This is a genomic window from Halobaculum sp. D14 (assembly GCF_051195135.1).
Lineage (GTDB): Archaea > Halobacteriota > Halobacteria > Halobacteriales > Haloferacaceae > JBNTKA01.
The window spans coordinates 272928-292746 of the sequence record NZ_JBNTKA010000003.1; the positions used below are offsets into that span (position 1 = coordinate 272928).

The 19819-nt window shown below is 71.1% G+C and carries 20 protein-coding genes; 12 read left to right on the forward strand and 8 right to left on the reverse strand.

The genetic code is table 11. The features are described from left to right. The first annotated feature begins 98 nt into the window (after positions 1-98). Both tmcA and ACQUST_RS12315 read left to right on the forward strand, forming a co-directional pair. The gene (gene tmcA / locus ACQUST_RS12310; protein WP_435128923.1) at positions 99-2504 is read left to right on the forward strand and encodes a tRNA(Met) cytidine acetyltransferase TmcA; all 2406 of its coding nucleotides are present in this window, start codon (positions 99-101) and stop codon (positions 2502-2504) included. 100 nt (positions 2505-2604) lie between these two features. Beyond that, positions 2605-3102, forward strand: coding sequence for a DUF456 domain-containing protein (locus ACQUST_RS12315; protein ID WP_435128926.1), 498 nt, complete (start codon positions 2605-2607; stop codon positions 3100-3102). Between the two features lie 27 nt (positions 3103-3129). On the opposite strand, the gene ACQUST_RS12320 is transcribed toward ACQUST_RS12315, so the two are convergent. Genes ACQUST_RS12320 through ACQUST_RS12330 form a run of 3 tightly spaced genes read right to left on the reverse strand, consistent with a single transcriptional unit; the run spans position 3130 to position 5614 of the window. Further along, complete coding sequence (locus ACQUST_RS12320) at positions 3130-4533, reverse strand: amidase (protein WP_435128929.1); 1404 nt, start codon at positions 4531-4533, stop codon at positions 3130-3132. Positions 4534-4584: 51 nt separating this feature from the next. After that, on the reverse strand, positions 4585-5418 hold the full coding sequence (locus ACQUST_RS12325; protein ID WP_435128932.1) for a 3-keto-5-aminohexanoate cleavage protein: 834 nt from the start codon (positions 5416-5418) through the stop codon (positions 4585-4587). A gap of 1 nt (position 5419) precedes the next feature. Next, on the reverse strand, positions 5420-5614 hold the full coding sequence (locus ACQUST_RS12330; protein ID WP_435128935.1) for a hypothetical protein: 195 nt from the start codon (positions 5612-5614) through the stop codon (positions 5420-5422). A gap of 164 nt (positions 5615-5778) precedes the next feature. Between ACQUST_RS12330 and ACQUST_RS12335 the strand changes: the two genes are divergently transcribed. Further along, a complete protein-coding gene (locus ACQUST_RS12335) occupies positions 5779-6330 on the forward strand; it encodes a helix-turn-helix domain-containing protein (protein WP_435128938.1) in 552 nt (183 codons plus the stop codon). Positions 6331-6429: 99 nt separating this feature from the next. Beyond that, positions 6430-7722: an alanine--tRNA ligase-related protein gene (locus ACQUST_RS12340; protein ID WP_435128941.1), complete on the forward strand. Its 1293-nt coding sequence runs from the start codon at positions 6430-6432 to the stop codon at positions 7720-7722. Positions 7723-7752: 30 nt separating this feature from the next. Here ACQUST_RS12340 and ACQUST_RS12345 read toward each other — a convergent pair whose 3' ends face one another. Further along, positions 7753-7998, reverse strand: coding sequence for a hypothetical protein (locus tag ACQUST_RS12345; protein ID WP_435128944.1), 246 nt, complete (start codon positions 7996-7998; stop codon positions 7753-7755). Positions 7999-8176: 178 nt separating this feature from the next. Between ACQUST_RS12345 and ACQUST_RS12350 the strand changes: the two genes are divergently transcribed. Together ACQUST_RS12350 and ACQUST_RS12355 are read left to right on the forward strand one after the other, a co-directional pair. Beyond that, complete coding sequence (locus tag ACQUST_RS12350) at positions 8177-9343, forward strand: acyl-CoA dehydrogenase family protein (protein WP_435128947.1); 1167 nt, start codon at positions 8177-8179, stop codon at positions 9341-9343. Between the two features lie 125 nt (positions 9344-9468). Further along, positions 9469-10026, forward strand: coding sequence for an HAD family hydrolase (locus tag ACQUST_RS12355; RefSeq protein ID WP_435128950.1), 558 nt, complete (start codon positions 9469-9471; stop codon positions 10024-10026). 27 nt (positions 10027-10053) lie between these two features. On the opposite strand, the gene ACQUST_RS12360 is transcribed toward ACQUST_RS12355, so the two are convergent. After that, positions 10054-10284: a DUF5822 domain-containing protein gene (locus ACQUST_RS12360; RefSeq protein WP_435128953.1), complete on the reverse strand. Its 231-nt coding sequence runs from the start codon at positions 10282-10284 to the stop codon at positions 10054-10056. Between the two features lie 91 nt (positions 10285-10375). On the opposite strand from ACQUST_RS12360, the gene panB reads away from it, so the two are divergent. Next, positions 10376-11185, forward strand: a complete 810-nt coding sequence (gene panB / locus ACQUST_RS12365; RefSeq protein ID WP_435128956.1) for a 3-methyl-2-oxobutanoate hydroxymethyltransferase — start codon at positions 10376-10378, stop codon at positions 11183-11185. A 209-nt stretch (positions 11186-11394) separates the two neighbouring features. On the opposite strand, the gene ACQUST_RS12370 is transcribed toward panB, so the two are convergent. Next, a complete protein-coding gene (locus tag ACQUST_RS12370; protein ID WP_435128958.1) occupies positions 11395-12165 on the reverse strand; it encodes an alpha/beta fold hydrolase in 771 nt (256 codons plus the stop codon). A gap of 154 nt (positions 12166-12319) precedes the next feature. Between ACQUST_RS12370 and ACQUST_RS12375 the strand changes: the two genes are divergently transcribed. Beyond that, positions 12320-12568, forward strand: coding sequence for a DUF7127 family protein (locus ACQUST_RS12375; RefSeq protein WP_435128961.1), 249 nt, complete (start codon positions 12320-12322; stop codon positions 12566-12568). Further along, on the forward strand, positions 12565-14823 hold the full coding sequence (locus ACQUST_RS12380; protein WP_435128964.1) for a CDC48 family AAA ATPase: 2259 nt from the start codon (positions 12565-12567) through the stop codon (positions 14821-14823). Before ACQUST_RS12375 ends, ACQUST_RS12380 begins: the two co-directional genes overlap by 4 nt. A 377-nt stretch (positions 14824-15200) precedes the next feature. On the opposite strand, the gene ACQUST_RS12385 is transcribed toward ACQUST_RS12380, so the two are convergent. Further along, positions 15201-15593: a hypothetical protein gene (locus tag ACQUST_RS12385; protein WP_435128967.1), complete on the reverse strand. Its 393-nt coding sequence runs from the start codon at positions 15591-15593 to the stop codon at positions 15201-15203. A gap of 142 nt (positions 15594-15735) precedes the next feature. Here ACQUST_RS12385 and ACQUST_RS12390 point away from each other — a divergent pair, with 142 nt between their 5' ends. Beyond that, on the forward strand, positions 15736-16116 hold the full coding sequence (locus ACQUST_RS12390; RefSeq protein ID WP_435128970.1) for a hypothetical protein: 381 nt from the start codon (positions 15736-15738) through the stop codon (positions 16114-16116). A 41-nt stretch (positions 16117-16157) separates the two neighbouring features. Here ACQUST_RS12390 and ACQUST_RS12395 read toward each other — a convergent pair whose 3' ends face one another. Beyond that, positions 16158-17237, reverse strand: a complete 1080-nt coding sequence (locus ACQUST_RS12395; protein ID WP_435128973.1) for a P-loop NTPase — start codon at positions 17235-17237, stop codon at positions 16158-16160. 178 nt (positions 17238-17415) lie between these two features. Between ACQUST_RS12395 and moaA the strand changes: the two genes are divergently transcribed. Both moaA and ACQUST_RS12405 read left to right on the forward strand, forming a co-directional pair. Continuing rightward, the gene (moaA, locus tag ACQUST_RS12400; protein WP_435128976.1) at positions 17416-18384 is read left to right on the forward strand and encodes a GTP 3',8-cyclase MoaA; all 969 of its coding nucleotides are present in this window, start codon (positions 17416-17418) and stop codon (positions 18382-18384) included. A gap of 114 nt (positions 18385-18498) precedes the next feature. Beyond that, positions 18499-19665 carry a cystathionine gamma-synthase gene (locus ACQUST_RS12405; protein ID WP_435128979.1) on the forward strand — a complete coding sequence of 389 codons (1167 nt, stop codon included), beginning with the start codon at positions 18499-18501 and terminating at the stop codon, positions 19663-19665. The last annotated feature ends 154 nt before the right edge of the window (positions 19666-19819 follow it).

A 19819-nucleotide genomic window follows, 5' to 3' on the forward strand; every position in this document is an offset into this window, starting at 1 on the left:
TGCCGCCCCGTCGGGCTGTCGGGTCGTCGGACCCATCGCTGCGCTGCGTCCCGAACCCGCAACGGCCAAGCCGCTGACCCTGCAACGACGAGCCACCGATGGCCGGGTCGACTCTCGCAGACGCCGTCGCCGCCCTCCGAGCGGAGGCCACGCGGGCGAACCAGCGGCGCCTGCTCGTGATACACGGCGACCGCGACCGCTGTCTCGACGCCGCGTACACCGCGCTCGACGCCGCAGACGTCGACGACGACGCGGCGACGCTGCTGACGACGCGCGAAGGGTTCCGCTACCACCGCCTCCGGCCGAAACACGCTCACAAACTGCTCGGGGCGACCCGCGACGCCGTCGTGCTCGACGCGTTCGCCGAGTTCTCGGCGAACGCGGTCGGGCAGTCCGTCGGCGCCGTCGACGGCGGTGGCCTCTACGTGCTGCTCGCGCCGCCGCTGGACGACTGGCCCGACCGGCGCGACGACTTCGACGAGTCGCTCGCGGTCCCGCCGTTCGGCGTCGACGACGTCACCGGGCACTTCCGCGACCGGCTCGTCGAAACGCTGCGCGAACACCACGGCGTCGCGGTCTACGACGCCGACGCCGACGAACTCGGCCGAGACGGACTGACGGGCGCCGCGGCGCCGCCGACGCGGTCGACGCCGACGGTGCCGCGCGACGGCGCGTTCCCGGCTGCCGCCTACGAGTCCTGCCTGACCGGCGACCAGTCCCGCGCGGTTCGGGAACTCGAACGGCTCCGCCGCGACGGCGCCGCAGTCGTCGTGGAGGCCGACCGCGGCCGCGGCAAGTCGAGCGCCGCCGGACTCGCCGCGGGGAGCCTCGCGGCGGCCGGACGCGACGTGCTCGTGACCGCCGCGGAGTTCTCCGGCGCCGAGGCGCTGTTCGACAGGGCCCGCGCGCTCCTCGACACGCTCGACGAACTCGGCGCCGTCAGCGACGACGGCCGCCGAATCGACGCCGCTGACGACGGCTGCGTCCGGTTCGCGACGCCGACGGCGGCCGCCGAAGAAGTCGGAGACGGCACCCGTGGGTCCGGAGGCGGCGCCGACGGAGACGGTGCCGACGGGGACGCAGCCGACGGGAACGCGGCCCGAGCGGACACCGATTCGTCCGGCGGCGGACCGGACGCCGTCATCGTCGACGAGGCCGCGGCGCTCCCGGTCAGCGTCCTCGAATCGTTCCTGTCGGCGCGCAGCGTCGCGTTCGTCACCACCGTCCACGGCTACGAGGGCGCCGGCCGCGGCTTCTCCGTGCGGTTCCGCGACCGCCTCGGCGACGCCGACCTCGCGGTGTCCGACGTGCGGCTCGAAGCGCCCATCCGGTACGGCCGCGGCGACCCGGTGGAGACGTGGGCGTTCCGGGCGCTGCTGCTCGACGCGCGGCCCGCGGTCGACGAGGCGGTCGCCGACGCCACGCCCGCGACCGCCCGGTACCGCCGCGTTCCGCCGGCGGAACTCCGCGCGGACGAGCAGTTGCTCCGGGAGGCGTTCGGGCTGCTCGTGCTGGCGCACTACCGGACCGAGCCCGACGACCTCGCGCGGCTGCTGGACGCGCCGAACCTCACGCTCCGCGCGCTGACCGCCGACGGCCACGTGGTCTCCGTCGCGCTGCTCGCGCGCGAGGGCGGCCTCGACCGCGAGACGATGGACGGCATGTACCGCGGCGAGCGCGTCCGCGGCAACATGATTCCGGACGTCATGACGAGCCAGCTCCGCGACCCCGACGCCGGCGACCCGGTCGGCTACCGCGTGATGCGCATCGCCACCCACCACGCCGTCCGGTCGTCCGGGCTCGGCTCCGAACTCCTCGGCGACGTCCACGACGAACTCGGCACGGCCGGCAACGGCGACAGCAGCGACGACAGCGACGACACCGGCGTCGACTACGTCGGCACCGGGTTCGGCGCGACCCCGGAACTGCTGCGGTTCTGGCGGCGCAACGGCTACCGGACCGTCCACCTGTCGACGACGCGGAACGAGGCCAGCGGGGAGCACTCCGCCGTCATGCTCCGTCCGACGAGCGACGCCGGCAGGCGGCTGCTCGACCGGCACGCCGCGTGGTTCCGCGATCGCGTCGGCGACGCGCTCGGCGACGCGCTCTCGGCCGTCGACGCCGACGTGGTTCGCGGAACGCTCCGCGCGTGCGACGCCGACCCGGAGCCGCTCGTGGACCTCACCGACTACGAGTGGCGCGTCGTCGTCGGCGCCTCCGCAGGGCCCGGGCTGTACGACGTGGCGCCGCGGCCGTTCCGTCGCCTCGCGCTCGCACACCTCCTCGGCGACGACGCCGGCTCGGGAGCCGCCGAACTCGACGGCCGCGAGGAGCGGCTGCTGGTCCGGAAAGTGCTGCAGGCCGAGCCGTGGGACGACGTCGGGGACGCGCTCGGCTACGTCTCGACGGCCGAGTGCATGCGGTCGCTCGGCGGCGCCTACGACGCGCTCGTCGACGCCCACGGCGGCGACGTCGCCGACGCGGAGCGAGACTGGTTCGAGTGACGGCTCGGCGACGCGAGACGGAGTCAGCCGGATGGAATCGGGCGGCGTCGAATCGCGTCTGTTCCCGGCGTGTTAAGCCGCCGGGGGTCCTGCGGCCGGTATGGTCGACCTCGTGACGGTGCTGGCGGTGGCGCTGCTCGTCGCCGGCGTCGCCGGGAGCGTGCTGCCGATGCTGCCCGCCGGAGCGCTGTCGCTCGCCGGCGTCTACCTCTACTGGTTCGGCGACGCGCCCGGCGGCGCCGACGAGATGAGCGTGTGGCTGCTCGCGGGCTTCACCGTCGTCGGCGTGCTCACGGCGCTGCTGGAGCACTTCGGCGGGGCGCTCGCGTCGAAGGCCGGCGGCGCCTCCACGTCGACGATGCTGGTCGCCGCGGCAGCGTCGCTGCTCCTCTTTTTCGTGCTCGGCCCGCTCGGCGTCGTGGTCGGGACCGGCGTCGTCGTGCTCGGCGCGGAACTCCGCGCCGGCAAGGAGTTCGAGGAGGCGATGACCGCGTCGGCGTGGACGGTCGGCGGGCTGCTCGCCTCGGCGGCCGCCCAGTTCTTCCTGACGCTGTCGATGCTCGTCGGGTTCGTCGCGTTCGTGCTGGTGCTCCACTGAGCCGGCCCGCGGCGTCACACCGCAGCGTCACACGGCGCCGTCAGCGACGACCGACTCGACTTCGCGCGCGGCCCGAAGCGCCTCTTCGTCCGCGCCGGTCGGGGCGACGACCTGGACGCCGACGGGTCTGCCCGCGGAGTCGCCGCACGGCACCGACACCGCCGGGTTCCCGGTGCAGTTGAACGGCGCCGTGTTCGCGAACAGGTCGCCGACGTCGTGGTCCGCGTCGGGGCCGACCGCTCCGACGTCCGGCGCCGTCGTCGGCGTCGTCGGCGTCACGAGCACGTCGACCCGGTCGAAACACGCCTCGACGCGCCGGACGAGTCGTCGCCGGGCGGCCCACGCGTCGCTGTAGGCTCCGGGTTCGGCTTCGTTGAGCGCCCGGCCGGTCGCGGCGAGTTCCCGCACCCGGTCCGGGGCGTCCGCGCCGTCAAGCCCCGCCGCGAACACGGCCTGCACCAGCTTCGTCCGTCCGCCGCTCAGCGGCTGCCCGGCGCCGTCGAGCATCGCCGCGAACTCGGAGACGGTGTGGAGCTGATTCACGAAGCCGGCGTCGCCGTGCTCGGGGAACGACAGCCGTTCGACCGTGACGCCGTCGCGGCCGGCCAGCGCGGTCAGCGCCGACTCGAACACCGCGCGCACCGGCCTGGCCGCCGCCTCCGCGAACGACTCAGGGACGCCGATGCGGAGCCGGTCGACCGACGACTCCAGTTCGTCGCCGGCCGCGGTCGGCTCGGCGGCCGCGTCGGACGGGAACAGCGGGTCGCGGCCCGAAACCCGGTCGAGCAGGCGAGCCGCGGTTTCGACGTCCTGGCCGACGACGCCGACGTGGTCGAGCGTCGGCGCCAGGTCGACGACGCCGGTGCGCGGGACGCGGCCGAACGTCGGCTTGACGCCGACGGCGCCGCAGAACGACGCGGGGACGCGGACCGAGCCGGCGGTGTCGGTGCCGAGCGCGGCGTCGACGAGGCCGCCGGCGACCGCGGCGGCGGAGCCCGCCGACGACCCGCCGGGAATCGCGTCGACGGCGGCCGGGTTCACGGTCCGGCCGCCGTCGCCAGACTCGCCGGTGACGCCGAGCGCGAACGGGTCCATCCGGGTCGTTCCGACCAGGTCGGCGCCGCTCGCCCGGATGCGTTCGACGACCGTCGCGTCCCTGTCGGCCTCGACGGCGAGCGAGGCTGTGCCGACGCCGTGGGCGACGCCGCGGACCGCGACGTTGTCCTTCACCGCGACGCTCAGGTCCGACAGCGGCCCGTCGAACGACTCCGGCGACACGAACGACGTGGCGAAGGCGCCGTACGGGTCGGCGCGCGTCGTCGGCTCCACCGCCGCGAACGCCGGAGTGGTGTCGTCGCCGGGCAGCTCGCGTGCGCGCTCGGCGAACCGTCGCGCCGTGCGGTCGGCGTCGGCCGGCGCGTCCTGCTTCATGGGCGTCACTTCGGGTGGCGACAAAAAGGCGTTCTGGCGGCGACAATCACGTCAGAGTCCGAGCAGTTCGCGGGCCTCGTCGGGGGTCGCGACCGGCCGCCCGAGTTCCTCGGCGACGCGGACCGCGCGGGCGACGAGGCGCTCGTTGGTGGCGCGGTCGCCATCCGCGTAGTAGCTGTTGTCCTCCAGGCCGACGCGGACGTGGCCGCCGAGCAGCAGCGACTGGGTCGTCAGCGGGAGCTGATGCCGGCCGAAACCGAGGACGTTGAACTCCGCGCCGTCCGGGAGTTGGTCGACAAGCCGCTGGAGGTTCGCGGGGCTCGGCGGCGTCAGCGTCCCCGGACCGAAGACGAGGTTCAGGTACGGCGGGTCGTCGAGGTCGTCGAGGATGCGGAACGACTCGTTCAGGTGGCCGTTGTTGAACACCTCCAGTTCCGGCTTGATGCCGTGGTCGCGCATCTCGCCGTGGAGGCCGTCGATGGTGTCGCGCGTGTTCTCGGAGGTGAGGCGGCGGCCGCGGTTCATCGGCCCCATGTCGAGGCTCGCCATCTCGGGCGCCGGGTCGGTGCGGAGCGGTTCGGCGCGCAGCGCTGCCGGCGCGGCGGTCCCGCCGGTCGAGTGCTGGACGACGACGTCGTCGGTGGCGTCGCGGACGGCGTCGGTCACCGTCTGGAACCGCTCGGTCGAGAAGGCCCGCTCGCCGTTCTCGCGGCGCGCGTGCAGGTGGACGATTGCGGCGCCGGCGTCCTCACAGGCCGCCGCGGCGGCAGCAATTTCGTCGGGCGTCTCCGGCAGCCCCGGATGCGTCTCTTTCCCCTGGATGCCGCCGGTGAGCGCGGCCGTCACGATTGCGGGCTTCCCGTCGAGGTACTCCTGGTACGTCATCTCACTCGTCCCACTCCAGCCCCTCGTGGTCGCGGTACACGCCGCAGTCGGACTCCGGGTCGAGCCCGTAGCGCTCGGCGCAGACGTCCGCGTGAACCGGCTGGACGAACTCGTCGGTCACGGTGCAGAAGGCGCGCGCCGCCTCGAACTGCTTGCCGTTCGCGGCGTCTCGGTACTCCAGGTGCGGACAGGCCATACGACCCCTGCGTCGCGCTCGCGTATGAAGTTCAGGGAGCATCCACGTCAGTGGGCGGACCCGGTTCCGCTGGCGCCGCCCGGCGCGACGCGGCCGGCGCAGCGGACGGGCTTGGCGTCGCCACGAAACACGGTTTTAAATCCGCGTAGCTGCTACGGAGGGGTATGGCGAAGTACTCCACCGGCAGCGGCGGCGGCGGGGGGTCGGGCGGCGCGTGCGAGCTGTGCGGCCGCGAGGACGTCTCGCTGAGCGAGGCGAACGTCGCCGGCGCCGACCTGCTCGTCTGCTCGGACTGCGCACCGCACGACGACCGGAAATCGAAGCGCGGCGGGTCCGGCGGCGGCCGCTCGGGCGGCCAGGGCGGCTCGTCGGGCGGCGCGTCCCGCGACGACTCCGAGCCGAATCGGCGGAAGCGCGCGGCGCAGAACACGGCGAAGGTGCTCGACGCCTCGAAAGGCAAATCGAAGAACTGGGAGGAGGAAGGCACCGACTACGAGGAGGACCGGCTCCCGTACCTCGTCAGCGGCTACGGCGAGACGGCCGAACAGGCCCGCCAGGACGCCGGCCTGACGGTCGAGGAGCTTGCCGACGAAATCGACGCGGACGAAGACGACGTGCTCGCCGTCGAGCAGGGCCGTGCGGCCCGCGCCGACGTCGGCGGCTCCGTCGTCCGCGCAATCGAGCAGGCGCTCGACGTCACGCTGGTCGACGAGTAGACCAGGTGGCCGGGTAGGGGCGAAGCAGCAGTTGGTGGCCCGGCGGACGGGCTGCCGGTGACGACCGATTTTTGCGGCCGTGCGCGAACCGGGGAGGCGATGAGCGAGTCACTCGCGCCGGACAACCCCGGCGTTCGGGAGTTCGAGGCGACTGTCGAGTCGGTCGACGGAACCGACGTCGTCCTCTCGGAGACGTACTTCTACCCTGAGGGCGGCGGGCAGCCGGCGGACCGCGGCACGCTCGGCGACGAACTCGTCGTCGACGTCCAGCCGACCGACGGCGGCGTCGTCCACACGCTCGCCGAGCCGCCGGCGTTCGACGCCGGGGACGACGTAGTCGGCGTCGTGGACGACGACTTCCGGACGTACTGCATGCGGGCGCACACCGCGAGCCACGTCCTCTACGGCGCGGCTCGACGCGTCCTCGACGACCTCGGGTACGGCGGATTCGGCATCTCGGCGGCGCCGACCGGCCGACGCGATTCGGACGGCGCTGACGCCGACATCGACGCCGACACCGATGACGGCACCGGCGCCGACTCCGGCGGGACCGCGGGAGACGAGAAGGTGCGGGTCGACTTCACGACGACCACGGACGTTGACGACAACGTGTTCGTCGAACTGGAGCGGCTCGTGAACCGCGCGGTCTGGGACGCCCGGGACGTCACCTGGGAGGAACTCCCGGTCGAGGAGGCGCGCGGCCGCGACGACGTCGCGTTCAACACGAAGACCGAGGAGGGCGTGATGAGCGACGCAGACACGGTCCGGGTCGTCTCCGTCGACGGCTGGGACTGGGCCGCCTGCGGCGGGACGCACGTCTCGAACACCGCCGAAATCGGCCCGGTGACGCTCCTCGACCGGTCGAACCCCGGCGAAGGAATGACGGGCGTCGAGTTCGCCGTCGGCCCGGCCGGAATCGGGCGCCGCGCGGCGGTCCACGGCGCCGCGCTCGACGCCGCCCGGGAACTCGGCGTCGCCGTCGACGACGTCCCAGCCGAGGCCGCGCGGCTCCGCGCCGAACGCGACGACCTGGCCGACGAACTCGGCGCGCTCCGCGAGGAGGTGCTGGCCGCTCGGCTCGCCGACTGCGACGCCGTCGACCGCGACGGACTGACGTGGCGGGTCGGCGTCGTCGACGGGTTCGACGCGAACCAGGTCGGCGACGCGGCGCAGCGACGCGTCGACGACTCCGCCGACGACGTCGTGGCAGCGGTCGGCGGCGACGACGCGCCGTTCGTGGTCGTCGCGACCGACGGTGACGTGGACGCCGGCGACGTCGTCGACGGCCTCACGGACGAGTTCGGCGGCGGCGGAGGCGGCGGCCCGACGTTCGCGCAGGGCGGCGGGCTTGACGCCGACCCGTCCGACGTCGTCGCGGCGCTCCGCCGCTGAACGGACGCGGATTCGGCCCTGCCGACCGCCTCAGGAGATGTTGAGGTAGTCGTAGCCGACGTACAGCAAGTACATCAGCGCGAAGAAGCCGAGGATGGTCGGGCCGAACTCCGCGGAGCCGAGCGCCGCAGCGATACCCCACAGCGCGAGCGCGACGACGAGCAGCACGACGGCGACGCCGACCTGATTCAGTTCGTCCTCGCCGCCCGGCGGGAGTCGCCGCCGAATCCGGTAGTAGATTCGTTCGCGGAGCGTGTGGTCTTCCTCGACGGACATGTCGTCTGCCTTCACAGCCACCACGGAAAGGCGCTTTCCCCGTTCTCACCCGATTCGGCCCGCTGCACCTCCGGTACCCCTGTCACGGACGCCTCCCCGTTGCTCCGGAGTCGATTCGTGGGTACTTCGACCACCCCGTGGAGGCACGCTTATCCCGCGTGGAACTGGACGACTGAGCATGGCGAAAGCGAATCCGGACGTGTACGGCCACTCCGCGTCGATGCTCGACGAGGAGGAGCGAGCCATCCGCGAGGTGGTGCGGGAGTTCGCCGTCGAGGAGGTCCGCCCCGGCGCCCGGGAGGCCGACGAGACGGAGACGTTCCCGGAGGAGACGTGGGACGGCCTCGCCGACCTCGACCTGACGGGGCTGACGGTGCCGGCGGAGTACGGCGGCTTCGACGCGGACAGGCGGACGTACGCGCTGGTGAACGAGGAGCTCGCGTACGGACAGCTCGCGGTCGCGACGGCGCTGTCGGTGCACTGTCTCGCCACCTCCTGTATCGCCGAGTTCGGCGACGACGACGTCCGCGCCGAGTGGCTGCCCGAGATGGTCGACGGCCGGCCCGTCGGCGCGTTCTGCCTGTCGGAGCCGCAGGCCGGGTCGAACCCCGCGGAGATGCGGACGACCGCGAGACGAGACGGCGACGAGTACGTCCTGAACGGCGACAAGCAGTGGATTACGAACGGCGAACGCGCCGGCGTCTACGTCGTGTTCGCGAAGACCGACGCCGACGACCCCGGCTCCGTCACGCAGTTCCTCGTCCCCGCCGACTTCGACGGCGTCGAGGCCGGCCGGACGGAGGAGAAACTGGGGCTGCGCGCATCCGACACGACGCAGATGACGTTCGACGGCGTCCGAGTCCCGGAGCCGTACCGGCTCACGCCGGAGGGCGAAGGACTTGGCGCCGCGTTCCGCATCCTCACCGGCGGCCGAATCGCCATCGCGGCGCAGGCGGTCGGGCTCGCGCAGGCAGCGTTCGACGAGGCCGCCGCCTACGCCGACGAACGCGAACAGTTCGGCGGCCCAATCGGCGACATCCAGAGCATCCGGCACAAGTTCGCCGACATGGCGACGCAGATTCAGGCGTCGCGGCTCCTCGTCCGCGAGGCCGCCCGGCAGTCCGACGCCGGGGAGTCGCCGGGGCTCGCGGCGTCGATGGCGAAGTACTTCGCCTCGGAGGCGGCCGTCGACGTGACCAACGAGGCCGTCCAGATTCACGGCGGCTACGGCTACATGTCCGAGTTCGACGTGGAGCGGTTCTACCGCGACGCGAAAATCACGACCATCTACGAGGGAACCTCCGAGATTCAGAAGAAAATCATCGCGCGGAACCTGCTCGGCTGACCGCCGGAGCACTCGGCGCTTCACTGTGAGACGCCCCGGCCAGCCGAATCCGTCCGAAGATTCGGTGCATCGGACCGCTGTCCGTCCGCGACACGTCTTTGTCGGTGTGGAACTGACGTGCTGGCATGACCCGCGACGAAGCCGCCGCTGACGGCGACGCGGCGGCCGACGACGAGTTCGACGCCGTGGTGTACGACCTCGACGGGACGCTCGTCCGGCTCGCCGTCGACTGGGACGCCGCCGCGCGCGACGCGGTCTCGCTGTTCGAACGGCACGGCCACGACGTCGCCGACGCGGACCTCTGGGGGCTGCTGGAGCGCGCGGACAGCGCCGGCATCAGGGGCGAACTGGAGTCGCTGCTCGGCGAGCACGAAGTCGACGGCGCCGAGCGCGCCGACCGACTCTCGCACGCCGACGAACTCCCGCGCGGCGTGCCCACCGGCGTCTGCTCGCTGAACTGCGAGGCCGCCTGCCGCGTCGCGCTCGACAGACACGGGCTCGCCGACTCGGTCGACGTCGTCGTCGGGCGGGACTCGGTCGGGACGTACAAGCCGGATCCGGAGCCGCTGCTGGCGACGCTGCGCGACCTCGGCGTCCCGCCGGAGCGCGCCGTGTTCGTCGGCGACTCCGAGCGGGACGAACTGACCGCGAACCGGGCCGGCGTGTCGTTCCGCTACGTCTGAGCGACCGCCAGGCGCCGTCCCGCCGGGTTACTGCCGGCGCTTCTCGTAGAGGAACGCGCCGACTGCGGTGAGAAACCAGACGACCGCGCCGACGCGGATGGCGAACGCCGCGCGGGCGCTCCACGTCGGCAGCGCGACCTGCGTGGACAGCGCGGCGACGAGGGGGGCGCCGACCACGATGGTGACGACGAACGTCGTCTGCATCACCCAGCCGTAGTCGACGCCGTCGGGGTTGGACGTCTCGACGCGTTCGGGCACGACACCCGGTTGCCGGCGACACGCAAAGGCCGTGTCGGTTCGTCCGGACCGGCCGGATTTATCTCCCAGGGACGCCGGCACTCAGACACACATGACCACGACGCGGACGCTCCGTGAGAAGGCCGGCTCCGAGCCCATCACGATGCTGACGGCGTACGACGCGCCGACCGCCGCCATCGTCGACGAAGCGGACATCGACGCCATCCTCGTCGGCGACAGCATGGGGAACGCGGTGCTCGGCTACGAGACGACGCTCCCGGTGACGCTCGACGAGGTGGCGAGCCGCACCGCGGCGGTCGCTCGCGCGACCGACGACGCGCTCGTCGTCGCGGACATGCCGTTCCTGTCGTTCGGCGTCGACGACGCCGACAGCGTCGAGAACGCCGGGCGGCTCCTGAAGGAGTCGGACGCAGACGCCGTGAAACTGGAGTCCGGACCGCACACCGTGGAGCTGACGCGGCGGCTCGCGGACCTCGGGATTCCGGTGATGGCGCACCTCGGGCTGACGCCGCAGCACGTGAACCAACTCGGCTACCAGCGGCAGGGCACCGACCGCGACGCGGCCGAGCGAATCGTCGAATTGGCGCGGGAGCACGAGGAGGCCGGCGCGTTCTCGCTCGTGCTCGAGCACGTCCCGTCGAACCTCGCGCGGCAGGTGACCGAGGCGCTCGACATCCCGACCATCGGCATCGGCGCCGGCCCGGACACGGACGGGCAGGTGCTGGTCATCACCGACGTGCTCGGGCTGGACGACAGTTCGCCGCCGTTCTCCAAGCAGTTCGCCGACGTCCGCTCGGAGATGAAGCGCGCGGTCGAGGCGTACCGGGACGAAGTCGAGAGCGGCGAGTTCCCGGCCGACGAACACAGCCACGTTGAATCGGACGTCGAAGACCTGTACTGAGGCCGCGAAGCGGCCGCTGACAGGGGCGGAGTTCGGGGCTGGCAGGCGGCCCGGTGGAGCGTCGTCCGCGTCGCGGAGTCGCTCGGGGCGGTGGGCCGCGCAACCGTGAATCGCCCCGAGGCGTCCGTCACGTCACGGCGACCGTGCCCGCGCTATTCGATATAAACTACCCGGTCGCCGGGGAGGGGAGAATCGCGGAACCGCGGCGGTCAGAGCCGGTCGAGGAATTCGCTGACTGCGGCGTTGAACGCGTCCGGCTGTTCGAGCATCGCGAGGTGAGCGGCGTCTTCGATGACGGCGAGTTCGCAGTCGGGGATGTTGTCGGCGAGGTGTTCGTGGTAGCGGGGCGGCGTGAGTTTGTCCCGTTCGCCGACGACGGCGAGCGCGGGGACGCCGATTTCGTCGAGGCGGTCGCGGACGTCGAAGCTGTGGCAGGTCCTGAAGTCGCGTTCGACGACGGCCGCGCCGGCGTCGCGCATCGCCGCGGCGGACAGTTCCGTCTGGCGGTCGTCCGGGTCGGCGAACAGGCGGTCGTCGCCGTGGAGGAACTCGACGGCGCGGTCGAAGTCCTCGTCGAGCCACGTGAGCAGGTCTTCGAGGACGGCGAGTTTCGCGCCGGTGCCCGCGAGCACCAACCCGTCCAGGTCGACGTCGCGGTCGAGGGCGGTCCACAGCGCGACGGCGCCGCCGAGCGAGTTCCCGACGAGCACGGACGCCCCGGTTTTGTCGGCGACGGCGACGACGTCGTCGGTGTACGCCTCCAGCGCTTCGGGGCCTGCGGCGGCGTCGACGTCGTCGCTGTCGCCGTGGCCGCTCAGGTCGACTGCGGCGACGGGAGCGCGGTCCGCCAGCCTGGACTGCGCCTTCCACACGGCGCTCGTCCCGCCGCTCCCGTGGATGCAGAGCAGGCCGGGCGCGTCGCCGCCGCGGTCGGAGAGCCGGTAGGCGGTGTCCCGGCCGTGGTGTCTCACGGAGTTCACGTCCGTAGTGGCGTGCCGACCCGCATTAACTACTGGGAGTGCCCGAGTGGTGTGAACCGCAATACGTGTTTATCCAGGGGTAGCGTTCGCCGTACTGCGATTAGCCGCAGAAAGGCTTAAATAGTTAGGCGTGTTACTTGGAGTTAGGATTCATATGCCACAGCGCCAATCATCCGGCCGGCAGGAACGGTTCGTGCGTCAGTACGACTACGACGACCGGACCGTCATCGCCGCCGACCTGAACGCCGACGACGACGCCGTCTCCGTCGACACCGTCGACGGCACGGCCATCGTCGTCGTCGACCGGGACGGCGAGGAGGACGAGTTCGAGTTCGAACTCCCCGCCCCGGCCGCAAACGTTGACACCACGAACGGCGTACTCACCATCACCATCGACCAATGAAGCTCACCGTCAAACCCCTCAAGCAGAAGGACGCGGGGCGTCGCCTCGCCGCAATCGACCGCGTCGCGGCCGAAGAGCTCGGGCTCTCGGGCGGTGACTACATCCAGATCGACGGCGACTCCACCGCCATCGCGCGCGTCTGGCCCGGCTACCCGGAGGACGACAACTCGGGCGTCATCCGCATCGACGGCCAGCTCCGGCAGGAAGCCGGGGTCGGCATCGACGACCGCGTCACCGTCGAGCCCGCCGACGTCGAACCGGCGGAGAGCATCACCATCGCGCTCCCCCAGCAGTTCGGCATCCGCGGGAACGTCGGCTCCATCATCCGCGACAAGCTCAGCGGCCAGCCCGTCACGCAGGGGCAGACCATCCGGTTCCCGCTCGGTCTCGGCCTCATGGGCGGCGGCTCGCAGGCAGTTCCGCTGAAAATCGCGTCGACGACGCCGTCCGGGACGGTCGTCATCACGGACACGACCGAGGTCACCATCTCGGAGAAGCCGGCGGAGGAGATCACGGAAGGCACCGCCAGCGGCGAGGAGACGCCGGACGTCACCTACGAGGACATCGGCGGACTCGACGACGAACTGGAGCAGGTCCGCGAGATGATCGAGCTGCCGATGCGCCACCCGGAGCTGTTCAAGCGCCTCGGCATCGAGCCGCCGAAAGGCGTCCTGCTGCACGGCCCGCCGGGCACCGGGAAGACGCTCATCGCGAAGGCCGTCGCCAACGAGATCGATGCGCACTTTCAGACGCTGTCGGGCCCCGAAATCATGTCGAAGTACTACGGGGAGTCCGAAGAGCAGCTCCGCGAGGTGTTCGAGGAGGCCGCCGAGAACGCGCCGGCCATCATCTTCATGGACGAACTCGACTCCATCGCGCCGAAGCGCGAGGAGGCCGGCGGCGACGTGGAGCGCCGCGTCGTGGCGCAGCTGCTGTCGCTGATGGACGGCCTCGAAGAGCGCGGGGAAGTCGTCGTCATCGGCGCGACGAACCGCGTGGACGCCATCGACCCGGCGCTCCGCCGCGGCGGCCGCTTCGACCGCGAAATCGAAATCGGCGTCCCGGACCGCGACGGCCGCAAGGAGATTCTGCAGGTCCACATGCGGAACATGCCGCTCACCGACGACGTCGACCTCGACGCGTACGCCGAGTCGACCCACGGCTTCGTCGGCGCGGACCTCGAGAGCCTCGCGAAGGAGGCCGGGATGAACGCGCTGCGCCGCATCCGGCCGCAGCTCGACCTCGACGAGGAGGAGGTCGACGCCGAAATCCTCGACTCCATCAAGGTGACGGACGAGGACGTCAAAGAGGCGATGAAGGGCATCGAGCCCTCCGCGCTCCGGGAGGTGTTCGTGGAGGTCCCGGACGTCACCTGGGAGGACGTCGGCGGCCTCGGCGAGACGAAAGAGCGGCTCCGCGAGACCATCCAGTGGCCGCTCGACTACCCCGAGGTGTTCGAGGCCATGGACATGGAGTCCGCGAAGGGCGTTCTCATGTACGGCCCGCCGGGCACCGGGAAGACGCTGCTCGCGAAAGCCGTCGCCAACGAGTCCGAGTCCAACTTCATCTCCGTGAAGGGGCCGGAGCTGCTCAACAAGTACGTCGGGGAGTCCGAGAAGGGCGTCCGCGAGGTGTTCAGCAAGGCACGCGAGAACGCGCCGACAATCATCTTCTTCGATGAGATCGACGCCATCGCGACCGAGCGCGGACAGAACACCGGCGACTCCGGCGTCGGCGAACGCGTCGTCTCCCAGCTCCTGACGGAGCTCGACGGCCTCGAAACGCTGGAGGACGTCGTCGTCATCGCGACGACCAACCGGCCGGACCTCATCGACTCGGCGCTGCTCCGCCCGGGCCGGCTGGACCGCCACGTCCACGTCCCGGTGCCGGACGAGGAGGCGCGCCGCAAGATCTTCGCGGTCCACACCCAGCACAAGCCGCTCGCCGACGACGTCGACCTCGACAAGCTCGCCCGGAAGACGGAGGGCTACGTCGGCGCCGACATCGAAGCGGTGTGCCGCGAGGCCTCCATGAACGCCTCCCGGGAGTTCATCCAGTCCGTCTCGCCGGAGGAGGTCGACGAGTCCATCGGTAACGTCCGCGTCACGATGCAGCACTTCGAGGACGCCCTCGACCAGGTGCAGCCGTCCGTGACCGAGCAGACGAAAGAGCGGTACGAGGAGATCGAAGAACGGTTCACCCAGTCGGAGCCCGGAACCTCCGAGGAAACCGAACTCGGCCGCACCTTCCAGTAATCCGCGTCGCCGCGGCCGCGCACACTGCCGCCGCGATTTTCGGTCTCGCGGTATCCAGTCCAGCGGTTTTCTGTCTCACTCGTTCTGCTTTCGCTGCCGACTTGACGAGTCGACGATTCGCGTCTCACAGCCACGACGCCGCGGAAGCGCGGCGTCCGAGACCCGTGCCGTTTTATTCCCGGCGAGAGACGGCGAACATACACCCGGAGCACTGGGTGTGCCGCGCCGCGCAGAGCGGCGCGCTGTGGGGGGAATGCACGCCGCGGCGGGTTCGACGCGGCGACCGTGTGACGTTGCGGCGGCGGTCCTCGCCGCCGCGCCGACCGGCCGGGAGCGACGGCGCCGGATTCGGCGCCGGATGGTCGCCCGCCGCCGTCCTAGTCCCGCTGCAGGCCGCCCTGCGCTTTGATCTGCATGATTCGCTGGACGTTCAGGTATATCTCTTCGGGAGACGTGTCCTCGTCCGGGTCGTAGAGGTCGGAGACGCGGTACAGAATCGCGGAGAGCTGCTTCGACTCGGTGGAGTCGCCGCGGACGTCCTCCGCGACGTCGCGGAGGAGCCGCCGCCGGGTCTCGTCGTCGTCGAACTCGGCGTCGGAGTCCGGCGCCAGCGCCCAGTCCTGGTCGTCCTCCTGCAGTTCGGGCGGGAGTTCGTCGTCACTGGACTCCTCGTCCGCCGCGTCCGCAGCGGCGGCTGCATCGCCGTCAGCCGGGTCGGTCGCGTCGGTCGCGTCGGCCGCGTCGTTGACGTCGTCGGCGTCGCCGGTCATACCTCACGCTCGGGCGTCCGGCGGCTAATCGCTTTCTGACTGTGAACCCGCCGGCGCGGGAACGGTGAATGCCGGCTCGGCGTTCGGCCGCTCGGAACAGTCGTCGCGGAACGTTGATGTGTCGCTGCGGAGTCGAGGAGGTATGGTCGAGTGGCTCTTTCCGAACTGGTCGAGCCCGGTCGCCGTCGCCGCGGTCGTCGCGGCGAAATCCTTCCTCAACGCCGTCCTCACCGCTCGCACCGCCGCGCTGTCCGGCGAGGACTCCCGCGCTCCGTTCGTCGCCGGCGGACTCACCGTCTGTTCGACGGTGCTCGCGGTGTTCGTGCTCCGCGGGACGCTCGGACTCGCGGCGTCGTATCTCGAAGTCGCGCTGCAGGCCGCGCTCCTCGTGCTCGTCGCCGTGGTCACCTACTCGGCGGCGGAGAATCGGCGGCTCGCCGTCACCGTTCCGGCGCTGCTCGCCGCCGCCGCGCTGCTGCTCGTCACGATACCGCTGTACGGAGAAGCGACAGTCGCGCCGTAGACGCGCTCGGCGGGTGACGCACTGTGAGCGCGGGACGCGGCCTACTGCGTCGGTGGGTCGCGCGCGGCGTTGCGGCTCGCCTTGCGGCGCTGGACGACGCCGACGTTGTTGGCGACGTTTTCGGTGACGACGCGGAACGCGTCGGCGGTGTCGGAGCCCTCCTCGAGGACGATGGGGGCGCCGCCGTCGCCGCCCTCCCGGACAGCCGGGTCGAGCGGGACGCCGCCGAGGAACGGCAGGTCGTTGTCGGCGGCGAACTGCTTGCCGCCGCCCTTCCCGAACACGTCGTGTTCGCTGCCGCAGTCCGGGCAGACGAAGCCGCTCATGTTCTCGACGATGCCGAGGACGTTCGTGTCGTGTTTGCCGAACATCCGGAGGCCCTTGTTGGCGTCGTCGAGCGCGACCTCCTGCGGCGTCGTGGCGATGACGGCGCCGGTGAGCGGCAGCGTCTGGAGGATGGTGAGCTGCGTGTCGCCGGTGCCCGGCGGCAGGTCGAGCACGAGGTAGTCGAGTTCGCCCCAGTCGACGTCCTCGACGAGCTGCGTGATGAGCTGGTGGACCATCGGGCCGCGCCAGATGACGGGGTCGTCGTCGCCGACGAGGAACGCCATGCTCATCAGCTTCATGCCGTACTGCTCGGGCGGAACGATGGTCTCGTCCTCCGTCGCCTTCGGCGCCTCGTCGGCGTCGACCATCCGCGGGACGTTCGGGCCGTACACGTCGGCGTCGAACAGGCCGACGCGCGCGCCGAGCTGTGACAGGCCGGCCGCGAGGTTCACCGCCACCGTGGACTTCCCGACGCCGCCCTTCCCGGACGCGACGGCGACGATGTTTGTGACGTTCGGCAGCACCTCCTCGTCGGCGCTGCGCTCTGCGGGCAGCGACGCGGACAGGTCGACGTCGTAGTCGAAGTCGGCGAGCGCCTCCCGGACGTTTGCCGCCAGCTGCGTCTCGTTGGGCGAGAAGGGGGCGCCGAGCGCGAGCGACACGCGGATGCGGCGCTCGTCGTCGTCGACGTCGACGGCGTTGACGAGGCCGAGCGACACCACGTCGTCGCCGAGGTCGGGGTCCTCGACGGCTCCGAGCCGGTCGCGAACCGCAGACTCCGTGGGGCTGGTCATACGTCTCCGTCGGCGAGCGCCGCGAATAAGGGTTTCCCACCCCGAACGGCGCGTCCGAAACCGGCCCGCCGGATGCAACGAGCCAGCCTCACACGGTAGCCAGTTCCGTAACTGTTTCTGGTTTCGCTTCGGCGGTTTCACCCCGCACTTTCAAGGCTGCGCGGCCGAATCAGTACGCATGGCGACCCCGCTTTCGGACGACTTCGGGCGCGAGGTGACCGGGGTCCGCGTCTCGCTGACCGACCGCTGCAACTTCGACTGCGTCTACTGCCACAACGAAGGGTTGGGTGACACTCGCGGGCCGATGGAGCCGGGCGACGACGAGATGGGGACGGACGACGTCGTCCGGTTTCTCGACGTCGCCGCCGAGTTCGGCGTCGACTCCGTGAAGTTCACGGGCGGCGAGCCGATGCTTCGGGACGACCTCGAAGAGATCATCGCGCGGACGCCCGACTCGATGGAGACGTCGATGACGACGAACGGCACCTTCCTGCCGGGCCGCGCGGAGGGCCTCGTCGACGCCGGCCTCGACCGCGTCAACGTCTCCCAGGACGCGCTCGACCCCGACGAGTTCGCCGAAATCACGAAGTCCGGCGCGTACGACCAGGTGATGGAGGGCGTCAGGTGCGCCGTCGACGCCGGCCTCGACCCGGTGAAGCTCAACATGGTCGTGTTCGAGCACACCGCCGGCTACGTCGAAGGGATGGTCGAACACGTCGCGGACAACGACGGCCTCCAGCTCCAGCTCATCGAGTACATGCCGGAGCTGACCGGCCGCCCCGAGTGGAACATCGACATCGGCCGCGTCCACGACTGGCTCGCCGACGTCGCCGACCGCGTCGAACGCCGCGAGATGCACGACCGGAAGCGCTACTTCGTCGACGGCGGCATGGTCGAAATCGTCGACCCCGTCGAGAACGCGGACTTCTGTGCGAACTGCGGCCGCGTCCGCGTCACCCACGAGGGCTACCTGAAAGGCTGCCTGAACCGCAACGACGACCTCCGGTCGATGGGCGAGATGACCCGCGACGAGATCCGCGACGCCTTCCGCGACGTCGTCGACAACCGCGTCCCGTACTACGGCGAATACCTCGTCGAGAACGACCGCGGCGAGTGGGAAATCAACGACGACTACATCTCCGCCTGACGGCTCCGCGGCTCCGGAACCGAACTGCATCCCGTCGGTCCGGCTGTCTGCGGCACCGGCGCTGGCTCGCGGGCGATGGCAAGAGTCACAGAGCAGGCCGACGGAGATGGCTCCATGAGCGACGACGAGCGCGAGTTCCGCATCGAGACGGACGCGATTCACGCGGGCCAGGAGCCCGACGAGGAGACGGGGGCGCTGATGACGCCGATTTACGCGAACTCCACGTACCAGCAGGACGCGCCGGGCGAACACCGCGGCTACGAGTACAGCCGCACCGGGAATCCGACGCGCGCGGACATGGAGCAGAACGTCGCGGCGCTCGAAGGCGGCGAGTACGGCCGGGCGTTCGCCTCCGGGATGGGCGGTATCAACACCGTGTTGAACCTCCTCGAATCCGGCGACCACGTCGTCGCCGGCGACGACATCTACGGCGGCACCCACCGCATCTTCACGCAGGTGTACGAGCAGTACGACCTCGCGTTCGACTTCGTCGACACCACGGACCTCGACGCGGTCCGCGACGCGATGGGGGAGTCGACGGAGCTGCTCTGGGTGGAGACGCCGACGAACCCGCTGTTGAACGTCAACGACATCTCGGCGCTCGCCGACGTCGCCCACGAGTACGGCGCGCTGTGCGCCGTCGACAACACGTTCGCGACGCCGTACCTGCAGCGCCCGCTCGAACTCGGCGCCGACGTCGTCTCGCACAGCCTCACGAAGTACCTCGGCGGGCACTCGGACGTGGTCGGCGGCGCGCTCGTCACCGACGACGAGGCGCTCGACGCCGACATCGGCTTCTACCAGAACTCCGTCGGCGCGACGCCGTCGCCGTTCGACTGCTTCCTCGTGCTGCGCGGCACCAAGACGCTGCCCGTCCGGATGGACCGCCACTGCGAGAACGCCCGCGCGCTCGCGACGTGGCTCCAGGACCACGACGCCGTCGACCGCGTCTACTACCCGGGGCTGGAGAGCCACCCGCAGCACGACCTCGCCGCCGAGCAGATGGACGACTTCGGCGGCATGCTGTCGTTCGAACTCGACGGCAGCCTCGAAGAGGCCAGCACCGTCGTCTCCGAGACCGAGGTGTTCACGCTCGCCGAGAGCCTCGGCGGCGTCGAGTCGCTCATCGAGCAGCCGGCGGCGATGACGCACGCCGCGATTCCGCGCGAGGAGCGGCTCGCCGCCGGGCTCTCCGACGGCCTCATCCGCGTCTCCGTCGGCGTCGAACACATCGACGACATGAAAGCCGACCTGAACGCCGCCTTCGACCAGGCGCTCTAATCCCGCTCGCCACCGACAGTCGACGCCCGTTCGACGCCTGCGGGACCCGACACGTCTCAACACGAACGGACGCGACTCGTCGGCGTCTCACCGCGCCCGGAGCGACGAGCCGAACGGTGGCGACTCCTCGGCGTCTCCGGCTGAACGGTCAGGA